At 65.0% G+C, this 12,880-nt stretch carries 16 protein-coding genes; 11 read left to right on the top strand and 5 right to left on the bottom strand.

Annotated elements, in window-relative coordinates; genetic code table 11:
* Nucleotides 1-14: 14 nt before the first annotated feature.
* Nucleotides 15-914, bottom strand: coding sequence for an alpha/beta fold hydrolase (locus tag ACFC4D_RS13240; RefSeq protein ID WP_376062978.1), 900 nt, complete (start codon nucleotides 912-914; stop codon nucleotides 15-17).
* Between the two features lie 97 nt (nucleotides 915-1,011).
* Here ACFC4D_RS13240 and ACFC4D_RS13235 point away from each other — a divergent pair, with 97 nt between their 5' ends.
* The 4 genes from ACFC4D_RS13235 to ACFC4D_RS13220 all read left to right on the top strand — a co-directional run bounded on the left by ACFC4D_RS13235 (nucleotide 1,012) and on the right by ACFC4D_RS13220 (nucleotide 4,309).
* Nucleotides 1,012-1,416, top strand: coding sequence for a winged helix-turn-helix transcriptional regulator (locus ACFC4D_RS13235; protein ID WP_376062976.1), 405 nt, complete (start codon nucleotides 1,012-1,014; stop codon nucleotides 1,414-1,416).
* 183 nt (nucleotides 1,417-1,599) lie between these two features.
* A complete protein-coding gene (locus tag ACFC4D_RS13230) occupies nucleotides 1,600-2,403 on the top strand; it encodes a CPBP family intramembrane glutamic endopeptidase (RefSeq protein ID WP_376062975.1) in 804 nt (267 codons plus the stop codon).
* Nucleotides 2,400-3,638 carry a histidine kinase gene (locus ACFC4D_RS13225; protein WP_376062974.1) on the top strand — a complete coding sequence of 413 codons (1,239 nt, stop codon included), beginning with the start codon at nucleotides 2,400-2,402 and terminating at the stop codon, nucleotides 3,636-3,638. The genes ACFC4D_RS13230 and ACFC4D_RS13225 overlap by 4 nt, the downstream gene beginning before the upstream one ends.
* Entirely contained in the window at nucleotides 3,617-4,309 is a 693-nt protein-coding gene (locus tag ACFC4D_RS13220) for a LuxR C-terminal-related transcriptional regulator (RefSeq protein WP_376062972.1), read from the top strand. Before ACFC4D_RS13225 ends, ACFC4D_RS13220 begins: the two co-directional genes overlap by 22 nt.
* A gap of 25 nt (nucleotides 4,310-4,334) precedes the next feature.
* Here the strand turns inward: ACFC4D_RS13220 and ACFC4D_RS13215 are convergent, their stop codons facing one another.
* Together ACFC4D_RS13215 and ACFC4D_RS13210 are read right to left on the bottom strand one after the other, a co-directional pair.
* Nucleotides 4,335-5,069: a 3-keto-5-aminohexanoate cleavage protein gene (locus ACFC4D_RS13215; RefSeq protein ID WP_376062971.1), complete on the bottom strand. Its 735-nt coding sequence runs from the start codon at nucleotides 5,067-5,069 to the stop codon at nucleotides 4,335-4,337.
* 62 nt (nucleotides 5,070-5,131) lie between these two features.
* On the bottom strand, nucleotides 5,132-5,914 hold the full coding sequence (locus ACFC4D_RS13210) for an alpha/beta fold hydrolase (protein WP_376062970.1): 783 nt from the start codon (nucleotides 5,912-5,914) through the stop codon (nucleotides 5,132-5,134).
* 59 nt (nucleotides 5,915-5,973) lie between these two features.
* Here ACFC4D_RS13210 and ACFC4D_RS13205 point away from each other — a divergent pair, with 59 nt between their 5' ends.
* Nucleotides 5,974-6,612, top strand: a complete 639-nt coding sequence (locus ACFC4D_RS13205; RefSeq protein WP_376062969.1) for a TetR/AcrR family transcriptional regulator — start codon at nucleotides 5,974-5,976, stop codon at nucleotides 6,610-6,612.
* Between the two features lie 68 nt (nucleotides 6,613-6,680).
* Here the strand turns inward: ACFC4D_RS13205 and ACFC4D_RS13200 are convergent, their stop codons facing one another.
* A complete protein-coding gene (locus ACFC4D_RS13200; protein ID WP_376062968.1) occupies nucleotides 6,681-8,252 on the bottom strand; it encodes an FAD-dependent oxidoreductase in 1,572 nt (523 codons plus the stop codon).
* Nucleotides 8,253-8,332: 80 nt separating this feature from the next.
* Between ACFC4D_RS13200 and ACFC4D_RS13195 the strand changes: the two genes are divergently transcribed.
* Together ACFC4D_RS13195 and ACFC4D_RS13190 are read left to right on the top strand one after the other, a co-directional pair.
* Nucleotides 8,333-8,947, top strand: a complete 615-nt coding sequence (locus ACFC4D_RS13195; protein WP_376062967.1) for a TetR/AcrR family transcriptional regulator — start codon at nucleotides 8,333-8,335, stop codon at nucleotides 8,945-8,947.
* Nucleotides 8,948-9,169: 222 nt separating this feature from the next.
* On the top strand, nucleotides 9,170-9,922 hold the full coding sequence (locus tag ACFC4D_RS13190; RefSeq protein ID WP_376062965.1) for an SDR family oxidoreductase: 753 nt from the start codon (nucleotides 9,170-9,172) through the stop codon (nucleotides 9,920-9,922).
* Nucleotides 9,923-9,939: 17 nt separating this feature from the next.
* Here ACFC4D_RS13190 and ACFC4D_RS13185 read toward each other — a convergent pair whose 3' ends face one another.
* Nucleotides 9,940-10,209 (bottom strand): SUKH-4 family immunity protein, encoded by a 270-nt coding sequence (locus ACFC4D_RS13185; RefSeq protein WP_376062964.1) that lies wholly within the window; start codon nucleotides 10,207-10,209, stop codon nucleotides 9,940-9,942.
* Between the two features lie 159 nt (nucleotides 10,210-10,368).
* Here ACFC4D_RS13185 and ACFC4D_RS13180 point away from each other — a divergent pair, with 159 nt between their 5' ends.
* From ACFC4D_RS13180 to ACFC4D_RS13165, 4 genes are all read left to right on the top strand, one after another.
* Entirely contained in the window at nucleotides 10,369-10,716 is a 348-nt protein-coding gene (locus ACFC4D_RS13180) for a GntR family transcriptional regulator (RefSeq protein WP_376062963.1), read from the top strand.
* Nucleotides 10,716-11,171, top strand: coding sequence for a hypothetical protein (locus ACFC4D_RS13175; protein WP_376062961.1), 456 nt, complete (start codon nucleotides 10,716-10,718; stop codon nucleotides 11,169-11,171). The genes ACFC4D_RS13180 and ACFC4D_RS13175 overlap by 1 nt, the downstream gene beginning before the upstream one ends.
* Before the next feature lie 297 nt (nucleotides 11,172-11,468).
* Nucleotides 11,469-11,822, top strand: a complete 354-nt coding sequence (locus ACFC4D_RS13170) for a hypothetical protein (RefSeq protein WP_376062960.1) — start codon at nucleotides 11,469-11,471, stop codon at nucleotides 11,820-11,822.
* Nucleotides 11,823-12,009: 187 nt separating this feature from the next.
* Nucleotides 12,010-12,531 carry a hypothetical protein gene (locus tag ACFC4D_RS13165; RefSeq protein WP_376062959.1) on the top strand — a complete coding sequence of 174 codons (522 nt, stop codon included), beginning with the start codon at nucleotides 12,010-12,012 and terminating at the stop codon, nucleotides 12,529-12,531.
* The last annotated feature ends 349 nt before the right edge of the window (nucleotides 12,532-12,880 follow it).

Here is a 12,880-nt window from a genome sequence, read left to right as displayed (position 1 = left end):
GACCTGACGTTACGTCAGGAGCAAGCCTGCGTTTCGCGCCGAATCCGGGTGGAGTCCGCCTCGAGGAATGGCATCACCAGATCGAGCAGTTCGTGTGGCCTGTCCAGCGGGATGATGTGACCGCAGTCCGGAATGACCTGTCCTACAAGGTCATCGGCGATGGGTCGAAGTTGCTGCTCCAGCGCATCGCCGACCGGGTGGGCGCCGATCGCCAGAGTGCGTGTGGTGAGCCGGTTATCGGCGAGGGCGAGATCGATCTGGTGAGCGCTGGCCGGGAGTGCCCGGTAGTAGGAGAAGGCGCAGCGTAGGGCGTCCTGTCCGGTGTAGGCGTCGGCGAACGCGTCACGGATGTCTGCCCGCACACCCCGGCCGCGGGTGCCGGTGGTGAGAAACCAGTCGATATACCGTGCCTCGTGGCCGAGCAGGACCGATTCGGCGAGACCGGGGACGGCGTGGAATCCGAACCACCACGGCGGCCCGGCGGCGAGGAAATCCTCCGCGCCGGGGAGTCTGCCCAGCAGTGCCTCCATGACCACGAGCCGTCGTATCCGGTCGGGGTGGCGCAGGGCGAGCAGGACCGCGACGGGGGTCCCGGCATCGATCGCGACCACGGCCGCGGTGGGTTCGCCGAGCGCGTCGAGGATCCCGGCGATATCGGTGGCGAGTGTTCCGGCGTCGTAGCCGTCCGCCGCACGGGTGGTGGCTCCGAATCCACGCAGGTCCGGAGCGATCACCCGGTACTGCGCGGACAGCGGGCCGATGATCTCGCTCCACAGTCGCCAGGTGTGCGGAAAACCATGCAGCAGAACGACTGCGGGGCCGGAACCGGCAACGGCGACATTGGCGTGGATGCCGTTGGTCTCGATCCGGCGCAGCTCGATCGGCGCGGGGTGGAGCGGTGGTGTGTGGGCCATGAGACCTCCAGGTGGTTACCATCGGTTACCAGGAAACGGTAGGTAACGACAGTTGCGCTGCCAAGAAGGCACTTCGACGACAGGTGGTGAGGTCCAGGTGACCACTCGATCAGCGCACACGACGACGCCGGTTCGCGGTGATCTGTTCGATTCGCAATGCCCGACCCGCCAGCTGCTCGACCGCATCGGCACGAAGTGGACATCGATGGCGGTCAAGGTCCTCGCACAAGCCGCTCCGGGCGAGGTGCGGTTCGCCGAACTGCGGCGGCGCATGCCCGGCGTATCGCAGAAGATGCTCTCGGTGACCCTGCACAGCATGGTCCGGGACGGTCTGGTCATCCGTCGAGTGGAGCCGACCGTGCCGCCTCGGGTGCACTATCGGCTCACCGAACTTGGCCTGTCCCTGGAGATCCCATTGGCGGCACTGCGCACCTGGGCCGAGGATCACATGGCCGAGATCGACCACGCCAACATCGCCAACGACGCACACACCGACAGGTAGCGCACGCGCTACCTGACAACGGGCGCACGGGGTAGGGTCCCGCGCCGAACTCGCGATGACACTCGAAACATGTTGAAACACCCTCCAATCGCGAGTGTTCAGGATCGAACCATCCATCCCGCGGCGACGGCAGCTGCCGAGCCGCCCGCGATACGTCGCCGTGGTGTGTTGTGGTTCTTGTTCTTGGCGTTCGCCGGGGCATGGGTGCCGTGGCTCGGAGTGCACGCGGCGGGGGGATCGCTGGACGATCCGCTCACCCAAATTCTCACCGCCGCATTCGTTCCGGCACTGGCGGCGTGCGTGGTGCGGCGATGGATTACGCGTCAGGGGTTCGCGAACTCCGGTCTGCGAATTGATCTTCGGCAGGTGTGGCGGCACGTGGTGATGGCGGTGACGCTGCCGTGGGGTGCGCTGGCGGTAGCGGTGAGCATCGCGATCACCGCGGGATGGTCACCTGCCGATCTCGACATGGACGGTGCGTCATGGCTGTATCTGCTCGCCGGTCCGCTGATGTGCGTGGTGATGGCTCCGTTCTTCTGGGGCGAAGAGTACGGCTGGACCGCCTATCTGCGCGATCGACTGGTCCCGGGACGGCCGGTGGCGACGACATTTCTGACCGGACTGATCTGGGGTGTGTGGCACTGGCCGCTCCCCTGGGTCGGATACTTCGGCGGCAATACCGGCGTCCTGGACGCGGTGTGGGCCATGCTGCTGTGGCTGCCGTTGAGTGTGCTGCTCGAGTTCATCATCGGATGGCTGTGGTCCGAGACGCGATCGGTGTGGCCAGGCGCGATGCTGCACGCCGGCAGCAATTTCGTCATCTCGCAGGGCCTGCACCTGGTTCTCGGTGATGCGTTCGGCACCAATGCTCTGATGCTGCTGCTGTGCGCCGGACTGACCCCGTTCGTCATCGCGATCATTGCCAGCGGGCACACTGGGCGAGTGACCAGTAATCAGCGCCCTGTGGACCGGAGCCGCCGGTCGTGACTGCTCCCGCACACGATGAGACCTCCTCGGTGGCCGAGGCCATGCTCACCGGACCGCGCTATCTGTTCACCGCCTGGCCGCTGCGGGCTGCCGTTGGCAACATTCTCGCGGGAATCGTCGCGGGGGTTCTGATGGTGGCACTGATCCCACTGCTGCTCGTGGGCATCACCGGCAAGCTCCGGACCGCGCTGTGGACGCCAGTGATGGAGTTGGAAGCAGCACGGCTCGCACTGATCGACCCCGAGATATCCGACCGCGTCCGCGACGACACTCGCACCGCCACGGCTCGAGCCAGGTTTCCCGCGTGGCGTCACCTCGCATATTTCGCGCTCCTGACAGTCCTGATCGGCCCCGTCGCGATCTGCGTGACCGTCCTCATGCTGGGACTCGACCTGGTGCTGATCGCCGCACCGTGGCTGCTCGACGACAGGCCGGTCACTGTCCTGTGGTGGCAGATCGAGACAATGCCGCAAGCGTGGACCGCGATGGCCATAGGCGTTCTCGCCGTGGCAGTCACGGCCTATCTGCACGGCCTGCTCGCCGCCGCCGGATCCGCACTGGCGGGTCTCACCATCGCCGGTGATTCGGAACTGCGGCGCGAGGTGGTTCGGCTCACCGACTCGCGCACCGCGCTGCTGGAGGCCGTCGAGCAGGAACGTCGCCGGATAGAGGCCGAGCTGCACGACCGCGTCCAGCATCGACTGGTCGCCCTCGCCGTCACGCTCGGACTCGCCGAAGCCGCCCATGGCGATGACGACACCGGCAAGCTGGCAGCTCTGGCTCACCAACAGCTCGACGCCGCGCTGGCTGAGTTGCGCGCGGTCATCCTCGGGGTGCAGCCGCGCGCGCTCAGCGAGCACGGGCTGGCCGCCGCGGTCACCGATCTCGTCGGCCACTGTCCGCTGCCGGTGCACGTCGACCTCCGAAATACGCAGTCCCCCAGTCGATTACCTGCCGTGCTGGAGCAAACCGGCTATCTCGTGATCACCGAGTCGCTGACCAACATCATGAAGCACTCCGGCGCACACCAGGTGACCATTTCCGCCGACCGCACCCGATCATCGTGGCGTCTGAGCATCATCGACGATGGACGCGGCGGCGCCGAGCCGATTCCAGGCCACGGACTCGAGTCGCTGATCAACCAGGTCGCGGCCATCGATGGCACGCTCACGATTACCAGCCCACCCGGAGGACCAACCGAAGTAGCCATGCGATGCCCACTGCCGACGAACTAACCCCCACAACAGGATTGCGGATTGTCCTGGCCGAAGACAGTCCGCTGCTGCGCGCCGGGATCGCCGCCGTCGTCGAAACCGACGGACACACGGTATGCGCCGCGGTCGCGACCGGAGACGGCCTCCTCGAAGCCACCGAAGCACACAATCCGGACCTGGTCATCACCGATGTCCGTATGCCCCCGACCCACAGCGATGAAGGGATCCGCGCTGCCGTGCAACTGCGGACAAACCGGCCTGCGCTGCCGGTGCTCATTCTGTCCCAGTACACGACGGTCGCCTCGCTGGACCAACTCATCGACAAGAACGCGCGAACCGGTCAGGGCGGTCTCGGGTACATCCTCAAGGATCGGGTCGCTCACGTACGCCACTTCCTGGACACGATGAACGCGATCGCGCACGGCGCGACCGTGATCGATCCCGACGTCATCACCGCGCTCATCGGAAAATCCCGACATCAGGGGGCGTTGTCGTCGCTGTCGCCGCGCGAACAACAGGTACTCGCGCTCATCGCGCAGGGCATGACCAACAACCAGATCGCCCGAGAATTAGTCGTCTCCGAGGCCGCCGTCCGGAAACACGTCGGAAGCATCTTCGCGAAACTCCCACTCGACGGAACCGGAGACCGCCGAGTCCTCGCCACCATCGCGTACCTCAACAGCCGTCAATGAATGGTCACCATCCCTAGTGCGGGAGTTATCGAGACTGGTCGCCTGCCCGGCCGATGATGTGACGAGCGGCCTGGATCAGGTCGGCATTGTTCTCGGCCGGTGACTGGTCGGGTAGGTGGAGTACGTCCTCGAGGCCGATGCGGGTGTCCAGGCCGCGGGCGGCGGCCATGGACAGGATGGTCCAGGCGGCGTTGTCCTCTCCGTGGAGCAGGATCGGCACATCGGTGAGCGTGGTCAATGTGTCCAGGAGTGCTGCGGCTGTCTGTGGGGCGGTGCACGGATCGGTGTCGGTGACTTCGGCCAGCACGCGCAGGACCCGGTGCGCGTGGGGCCAGGCGAGAAACCCTGCGGCGGAATCGGTTCCGGACCAGATTCCGGCCTCGATCCCGATTCCCTTGGCCAGCAGCGTTTCCGCGATCGCGACGGCACCGTCCTCATGCCAGTTCACCGAGGCGTGATCGGGCAGCACGGTCCACTCACGCACGTGTGCGAGAAGCTGGTCGGCGTGCTGGGTGGTCCACGCGCCGGTTGTCACACCGACGCGCACGCCCGGAACCGCTGCACGCACCGCCGTCACCGCTGCGGCAACATGGTCGGGCTCCACGGTGTCGTACCCGGCGGAGTCCTTGGGGTGCAGATGAATGTCCTCGGCTCCGGCGCGCACCGCGTCGCGGGCCGCTGCCGCGAGCTGGTCGGGGGTCACCGGGAGAGAGGCGAAGTCATTCCGGGTTCGGGCACCGTTCAGGCATACCTGCAGCATGCTGCCGAGTTTTTCAGATGATTGTGACATCGATGGGGCCGTGCACGAATTGCCTTGGCGCGCTACGCCTGCCGGTACGCGAGCGTATTGAGGAGGTGGCCGAGCCGAGCAGGGGCCTGGATGTGCCCCAGGTGGCCTTGGTCAGGTAGTTCGTGGATGTCGGCATGGGTGATGCGCTGGCGCACATCGTCGAACGAGGTGCCGTACGGAGCCGTGCCGCGGTTGTGCTGGCCGATGAGCAAATCCACTCGATCTGCCTGTTGTGCAAGCGCGTCCGGTATCGGCGTCGTATTGAGCACGGTGATTTCGGCGTATAGCGGCTCGCTCCAGCGACGCAGCATCTCCCACCCGTCATGGTCCGCTCTGAGGGCTTCGACCTGCGCTGCGGGGAATCCGGAGATCTGCCGGTTCACGATCTCGACACAGCGGTCCCAATCCTGTTGTTCGGTAGCGTCTTTCAATGCCGGTAGCGCGTGGGCACCGAACGGCCGCATGACCGGCTCGTAGGCGATCACTTGGCGCATCGGACGATCGTTTGCGGCCAGCAATGCGATCAGACCGCCGTAGCTCCAGCCGAAAAAGGTTGTCGGACCGCCGAGTTCGTCAATGACCAGGTCGAGATCGTCGAGTTCGCCGCGCATCGAGTACTCATCGGTCAATGGCCCGGATGGAGCACGGCCCCGGCGGTTCACGACCGCCACCGACGGCCAGGCGTCGATGGCATGCGCGACATCGTGCCAAGCGCGCGCGTCAGTCATCACACCGGGGACCACGACGAGGCCGGGGGCCTCTGGATCCCCGTAGATATCGATGACCACCCGGCTGCGCTCGCCGTTCGACAGCACCTTCTGAATCGATCGCTCCATAAATTGATTATGGATCAACTGCTCTACAATTGGTAGTCATGCCTGAGCGACACCGTGGACGACCACGTGCTTTCGACCGCGACGACGCGGTTCTCGCCGCGGCCCGACTGTTCTGGCGGCGCGGATACTCCGGCACATCGACCCGAGATCTGACAACGGCACTCGGCCTGTCCACCTCCAGCCTCTACGCCGCTTTCGGCAGCAAGGCTGGATTGTTCGAGGAAGCGGTACGGACCTACGCCGAGCGGTACCGGGAGATCCATCACCAAGCCGTGGCCGAGAAGGACATTCGATCCGTTGTCGACCGCCTCCTCGTCGACTCCGTGCACGAGTTCACCCAACCCGGCGACACGCACCCCGGATGTCTGATCAACAGCGCGGTAATGAGTGACAGCACAAGCACTCTCGACACCACCGCCTACATTGCCGAACTCCGCTACGCCAACGAACAGATCCTGCTCGCGCGCATCGAACAAGCGATCGGCGACGGCGACCTGCCCGCCGATACCGGTGCGGCGGTCCTGATCAAGCTCATCCAGGCCATCTGGGATGGACTGTCGGTCCAGTCCAACCTCGGCGCGGTGCGCGAGGACCTGCTGGCGACCGCGGGCCTCGCCCGGGAGCTGATCTGCCAGCAGGTCACCTCACCACCGTCGCGACACGCGGCCACCGCGTGATCAACCCGGCCGCAGGAGAGCAGGACGCACGGTAACGCGGTGCGGCACTTCGTCGCCGGGCTGGACGCCTATCCCGCGTTCCTCACCGGCGACGCGGGCATCAACCGCAGCAGTGCGCTGACGCTGTTCGCCAGGCTCGAGTCCGTGCCGGTCACGCGGTCGGCGAGGTAACCGTCCGGCCGGATGAGTAGCAATTCACCGGGCGCGGGCGCATAGAACTGCTCGAATTCGCCGTTCCCGTCGAAGATTCCGTCACCGGGGGTGCTGGTGATCCGGTACACGTGCAGCTCATCGGATTCGAGGCTATCGATGAGATCCACTGCGCTGCTGTCGATGTCGAAGGTGAGCAGGGTCCACTGCGGACCGCGGGTCAGGTCGAACAGGCCGAGTGTGCCCTCGGGGCCGCGCAGCCCGGTGGCGTTCGGGGCGCGGTCACCAGCGATCGGACGCGTGTCACCGTTCGCGGCGGCGCGATCGCCGTAGTGGATGCCGAGCCCGGTGGTCAGTGCGCTGTCGGCGAGCCCGGACAGCGCATCGGCCGCCTGCCCGATATCACCGTTCGCGCCGCCGACGACGCTGTCCAGCCGCCGCGTGCTGAGTTCCAGTACGTTCCGGGCGACCGGAATGCGTTCGGCGGCATAGCTATCCAACAGGTCCGGGTCCGCGCCCTTGATCACCGCACCCAGCTTCCAGCCGAGGTTGTAGGCGTCCTGGATGCCAGTGTTCATGCCCTGTCCGCCGGCGGGCGAATGCACATGCGCGGCGTCACCGGCCAGCAGCACCCGGCCGCGGCGGTAGTCATCGACCATGCGGATGTTCACCCGGTAGATCGAGAGCCAGGTCGCGTCCGCGAGGGTGATCTCGGCATTGCGGTCGTCCAGCAGGCGCTGGTACAGCTCGAGCGACGGCTCGGCCGGGTCCGCATCGTCGGGGATCCGGTTCTGGAGCTGCCAGATATCGGCGGTGGGCAGGGGGGTCAGGACCAGCATGCCCGAGGACGAGGTGAAGACATGTATGCGGTCGCGAGGCAGTCCGGCGATGGTGACATCGCCGAGGTACCAGCGCTCGGTGTCGCGGGTCTCGCCCTTCAACGGGAGATCGATCAGATGGCGGACGGTGCTCTTGCCGCCGTCCGCCCCGACGGCATAGCGCGCCTCGACGGTGCGCTCCCCCACCGCGGTTCGCACGGTGACCGTGACGCGGTCCGAATCCTGTTCCAGGGCAATAGCTTCCGCGCCGTATTCGATCGCACCGCCCAGCTGGTACAGCCGTTCGCGCAGTGCGTGCTCGACATCGAACTGCCCGATCCAGAGCATGTTGGGGTAGGGGGTGTGGAAGTAGGGCGCGGCCGGGACGGTGAGCGGCGGGCGATCGACCGTTGCGCCGGATGCATCGTGGAAACGCACCGGCAGCTCCACGATGCCCTGTCGCACGATGTAGTCCACGGCGCCGAGATCGTCGAGCACCTCGAGCGAACGTGACTGGATCCCTTTGGCTTTGGAGGCGCGGCTGGGTGCGTCCGCGCGTTCGATGACATGGCAGGCCACGCCGCGGCGGGCAAGATCGCACGCGAGAGTGAGGCCCACCGGGCCGGCACCGATGACGAGGACTTCGGTCTGAATCGTGTTGTGTGCGTTCATGACTTCCTCCACGAACAGTCTTTAGATGCAGATCCGCATCTTATGGAATCGAGAGTACTGCGGGCTGATAAGATGCACAAGTGCATCCTAAAAACGATCAACCCATCCAACGGCGCCGCGGCGCGGCCCTGGAGGAAGCGCTGCTCGACGCCGCCTGGGCCGTGCTGTGCGAGCACGGCTACGCCGGGTTCACCCTCGAAGCCGTCGCCGCCCGCGCCGGGACCAGCCGCCCGGTCCTGGCCCGGCGCTGGGCGGGTCGGCACGAGATGCTGCACGCCACCATCGCGCACGCCGGGCGGATGCGACCGGTCACGACCCCACACACCGGATCCCTGCGCGGGGACCTCATCGCCCTGCTGCGCGACCTCAACGACTCCCGCCTCGATCTCGCGACCGTCATGGGCGTACAACTGGGCGGCTACTACCAGGAAACCGGCAAAACCCTCGCAGACCTGCGCGAGATCTCCCTGGGCGGGCGGCCACCGACCGTACTCGACGAGATCCTGGCGGCAGCCACCGAACGCGGCGAGATCGACCCGGCCAGACTCACCCCGCGGCTGCGCGCGCTACCTGTCGATCTCCTGCGTCACCACATCTTCATGACGATGCAGCCGATGACCGACGCGGATATCGCGGATATCGTCGACACGATATTCCTGCCGCTGGTCCGACCTGAGCGAGATCACGAGGGTTGAATCCGGTTTAGCCGCAACACTTTTCGACACCGAGTCTCCGCGCCGAGCAGACCACGCACCCGGTGCCGAGGAACAGAGGTGCGGTGCTGACGAAGCGCGATCCGCCCTACTGCGCGCTTATGCCGCAGGGTGTTGCCCCCGCTCGGCGGATCCACCATGGGAACCTACCTCTGGTACGGATATTGACCGAGGTCATTCTGTCAGGTTGATGCGGAGGTCGTTGTGGCCGAGAGGTTTGCCGGCAAGGTGTGCGTCGTCAACGGAGCCGCCAGTCTGATCGGCCGAGCGGTGGCCGAGCGGTTCGCGAGTGAGGGCGGGGTGGTCATTGGTGTCGACAAACTCGCTCACTCGGTCGGCTCGCAGGCGATACAGGCCGACCTCACCGACGAATCCGCGGTCGAGGCGATGTACCGCGACGTTGTTCGCGACCATGGTCGCCTCGACGTCATCTACAACAACATGGGCCTGATGGATCGCGGTGATCGGTCGGTATTGGAGATGAGCCTGCAAACCTGGCGTGACGCCCAGGATGCGAATCTGACCAGTATCTTCCTGTCCTGCAAGCACGGAATCCCACACCTTCTGAACACCGAGCCATCCGGTGGCTCGGTGATCAATTCCGCCTCGTTCCTGGCTGCTGTCGGGTCAGCGACGGCGCCGATGGCGTACGCAGCGGCCAAGGCCGGGGTGGTGCAATTGAGCAGAGACCTCGGCGTCCACCTGGCCCGCAGCGGAGTTCGGGTCAATGCCGTGTTGTTCGGGCCGATCGAGACGCCCGCGCAACGCGAGATCCTGCAAAGCAATCCGAGTGTGCTGGAAAAGCGACTGGTGCACTGGCCGATGGGCCGCTTCGGCACCCTGGACGAGGCCGCCGGCACCATCGCGTTTCTGGCCAGTGACGATGCCGGATTCATCACCGGCGCCGCCATCCCACTCGACGGTGGCATCACCGAGGCTTTCACTGTCCCGGAATGACATTGGCTCCGGGCTGACTATCGCGACTGGATTGCGCCGAGCTCGGCCATTGCCATTGACCACCACGATTGCGGGCTTATGAATGCCGCCTCATCGATCTCCATGAGCTCTGCGCGGAGTGCGGTCGCTCGATCCATCCGCCCCTCGATCCCAATATCCGCATCGATGAAGACCGAGAATCTGTGGAGAAACTCGACAAACGATCGAACGGTCGAGTTCACGAGCTCGAGGTTCACCCGCTCGTACAGGTCGTACTCGTTCCCATCGAGAAAGCAGGTGAACACCATCGACATGTCGATAGGTCGGATGGTCAAACCTCTACCGCGCCAGCGGAACTGGAAACGAGCCTACGGGGCGGGCGAGGCTTACATCCCGGCGCACGGCATGAGCCACTCCTTCCCACGGCACCATCTGCGGCGACAGATGGTGCTAGTCTTATTAGCATCATGCTGTGGCATATCGATCAAGCCTCCCGGGTCTCACTGCACGAGCAGATTGCCGCGTGTGTACGGCGCGCGGTGACCACGGGAGAGCTGTCGATAGGCGAACCATTGCCACCGGCAACGGAATTGGCCGAGGCGTTGTCGGTGGACCGCAATACCGTGCTGGCCGCCTATCGGCGGCTGCGAGCCGAGCGGGTGGTGGACTTCCGGCGCGGTCGCGGGGTCCGTGTCACCGCGACCGCGCCCGCCACGGCACCTGTGGAGCAGGCCGCACGTCAACTCATCGATATCGCACATGCCCACGGCTACAGCAAGACCGAGATACTCGGCATGATCCAGGAGTTGATGTAATGCCCGCCTCGACGGTCTATACCGGCCGTGTCACGAACTGGCCGTTCTTGTGCCTCAGCCTGTTCGCCTCGATTCTGATGGTCTACAACATGCACATGACGCCCACGCGATGGGCAGCACCGTTGTACGTGCTGTTGATCCTCACGCTGGTGAAAACGGTGGTGGATTCGAGTCTGCGCGTAAGCGCGGGCCCTACCGGCCTGACAGTGAGCATGGGATTGCTCGGCCTGCCCCGGGCCAGGGTTGCTCGCGCAGCGATCGTTCACGCCGAACCTGTCTTTCTGCGGGAATCTCCTTGGCGCGGTTGGGGTATCTACCGACGAGGGAAACGCGGATGGTTCCTGACCCCGAAGTTCGGACCCGCGCTACGCGTACATTTGGCCAGCGGCCGCACAATGACCATCTCGATGCCGGAGCCCGCAGCCGCAGTGTGGGCAATGGGCATCACACCGTAACTCTCGCGAATTTGGGAACCGGTCGCATGCGACAACTGAATCGACTCGCGTCCGCATCGACCTCGACGATTTCGGGAGCGGGACGCGGACGGCCTTCACCGATGCGATGGACGCGATCGGCACATCCTGCGGATTCTGATCCAGCCGTCGAGGTCACCACTACAACACCAACCTCATGAGCTGGCACGCTGACGGAAGATCAACGACCCGAGGTGAACTCGGGCCGTTTCATCGCGGGCTCATGCCGAATAGGTTCGCGTTTTCATCGATTGATGTCGGATCCTGCAAGCTGGCAGTGTGAGAGTTGAAGTCGCCGCATTCGTCGCCGCGGGCGCCCTACCGGATCGGGATGCCAGCGAAGAGCAGATCTCGTACCGCCAGGCCCAGCTCGAAGCGATAGCCGGTCCGGTCACCGGCGAGGAAGCCGCCGCGCTGGTCCACTGCTTTGGACCGGATGATTGTTACGGCCTCGCGTGGACTCTGCTGCATCTCATCGAAACCGGCCCCAATCCTGTGATCACAACCGAGCCGGAACCCGACGCCAACGAATGGCATCACACCCTTTGGGTGCGAGCGGTCGCCGGTGGCCTGGTGGCAGTGACCGAAGCATCAGAACACCCAGCGCATTTCCTCGGAAGGTCAACGGACTGAGCCGATCCGAGGTCGGTGGAACATACGGGCGAGACTCCCGTTCTGAAGTCCCTTCGCGGCTCCGGCGGGCCCCAGATTCAGGGTGACTGCGGTCTCGATTCAGGGTCGAGCCCGGATGTGCCCGGTGGCGGCGCGACCTAAATTCGCTCAAGCCCATCACCGGACCAGGAATTACAGAGGGAACGCCTTGCCGAAACTGACTGCCGCCACCGTCTACGCGGCGCTCGCGACACTGGTGTTCTGCACCATGATCGCTGAAACAGTCTTCTTGTACCCGAACTATTTTCACGACATCCCGAAGTCGCTGATCGTCGCCGACGAATTCACCGCAGTCGTCTCGGTCGGCAGCGTGATGCGCCCACTCGGCGCGGTCCTGACTCTGAGCGCGGTCGTGGCGACGGCGGCGAGCCTCTGGTCGCGAACCGCACGGGCGTGGACGCTCGCTTCGCTGGCGGCGCTGGTGTCGGGGCTGTTCCTGCTGTCGGCGCTATACCTGTCGGAACGCTGGACAATCCTGTTCGACGATCGCGACCGCTATACCGTCGAAGAACTGAACCGCACCGTCCGGGAAATTGAGGTAGCGCACTCCGTACGCGTTGCACTGGGAGCGCTCACCGCGCTGTTCGCCGTGATCGCCGCCTTGCGGACCTACCGCAGCCGACTCCTGCGCAACATCGAACAGACACAGCCAGTGACGTCGCTGAATTGAGTCCCCGGTCATGGCCGAAGCGATTGCCCAGCTCGGGATTACCACCATCCTCCGGGTGCAGGCCAGGCCACTGGCATAGCCGATTCATACCGTCAGATAGGCGTGATTGAACATCGCTCTTGCCGCGACCCGAGCGATGGTCGGCTGCCCAAACCGGTTGGCCGACAGTAACTTCCCACTGCGGGCTCATACCAATGATCGGTAACGTGGCCGTGGGCAGTGACCTGCATCCGTAGTATCAGTAACCGCAAGCGGGAACGACCGGCCATGGCCCGTATCGACAGAATTCGCTGCTGACCTTCGTTCTCCCAGTTACCATGACGATCCGGGGCCTGGTCAGGCTCGCCTA

Origin of the sequence: Nocardia sp. NPDC056000 (assembly GCF_042269265.1) — a bacterium.
Classification (GTDB): Bacteria; Actinomycetota; Actinomycetes; order Mycobacteriales; family Mycobacteriaceae; genus Nocardia.
Note: the sequence above shows the minus strand (reverse complement) of the source record. Positions and strands in the feature narration are given on the sequence as shown.

What these genes read in the sequence shown, in the direction of transcription:
- ACFC4D_RS13205 (WP_376062969.1), top strand. Translation starts at nt 5,974, where the DNA reads ATGCCTGAGCGACACCGTGGACGACCACGTGCTTTCGACCGCGACGAC.
- ACFC4D_RS13220 (WP_376062972.1), top strand. Translation starts at nt 3,617, where the DNA reads ATGCCCACTGCCGACGAACTAACCCCCACAACAGGATTGCGGATTGTC.
- ACFC4D_RS13200 (WP_376062968.1), bottom strand. Translation starts at nt 8,252, where the DNA reads ATGAACGCACACAACACGATTCAGACCGAAGTCCTCGTCATCGGTGCC.
- ACFC4D_RS13175 (WP_376062961.1), top strand. Translation starts at nt 10,716, where the DNA reads ATGCCCGCCTCGACGGTCTATACCGGCCGTGTCACGAACTGGCCGTTC.
- ACFC4D_RS13215 (WP_376062971.1), bottom strand. Translation starts at nt 5,069, where the DNA reads ATGCTGCAGGTATGCCTGAACGGTGCCCGAACCCGGAATGACTTCGCC.
- ACFC4D_RS13185 (WP_376062964.1), bottom strand. Translation starts at nt 10,209, where the DNA reads ATGGTGTTCACCTGCTTTCTCGATGGGAACGAGTACGACCTGTACGAG.
- ACFC4D_RS13240 (WP_376062978.1), bottom strand. Translation starts at nt 914, where the DNA reads ATGGCCCACACACCACCGCTCCACCCCGCGCCGATCGAGCTGCGCCGG.
- ACFC4D_RS13180 (WP_376062963.1), top strand. Translation starts at nt 10,369, where the DNA reads ATGCTGTGGCATATCGATCAAGCCTCCCGGGTCTCACTGCACGAGCAG.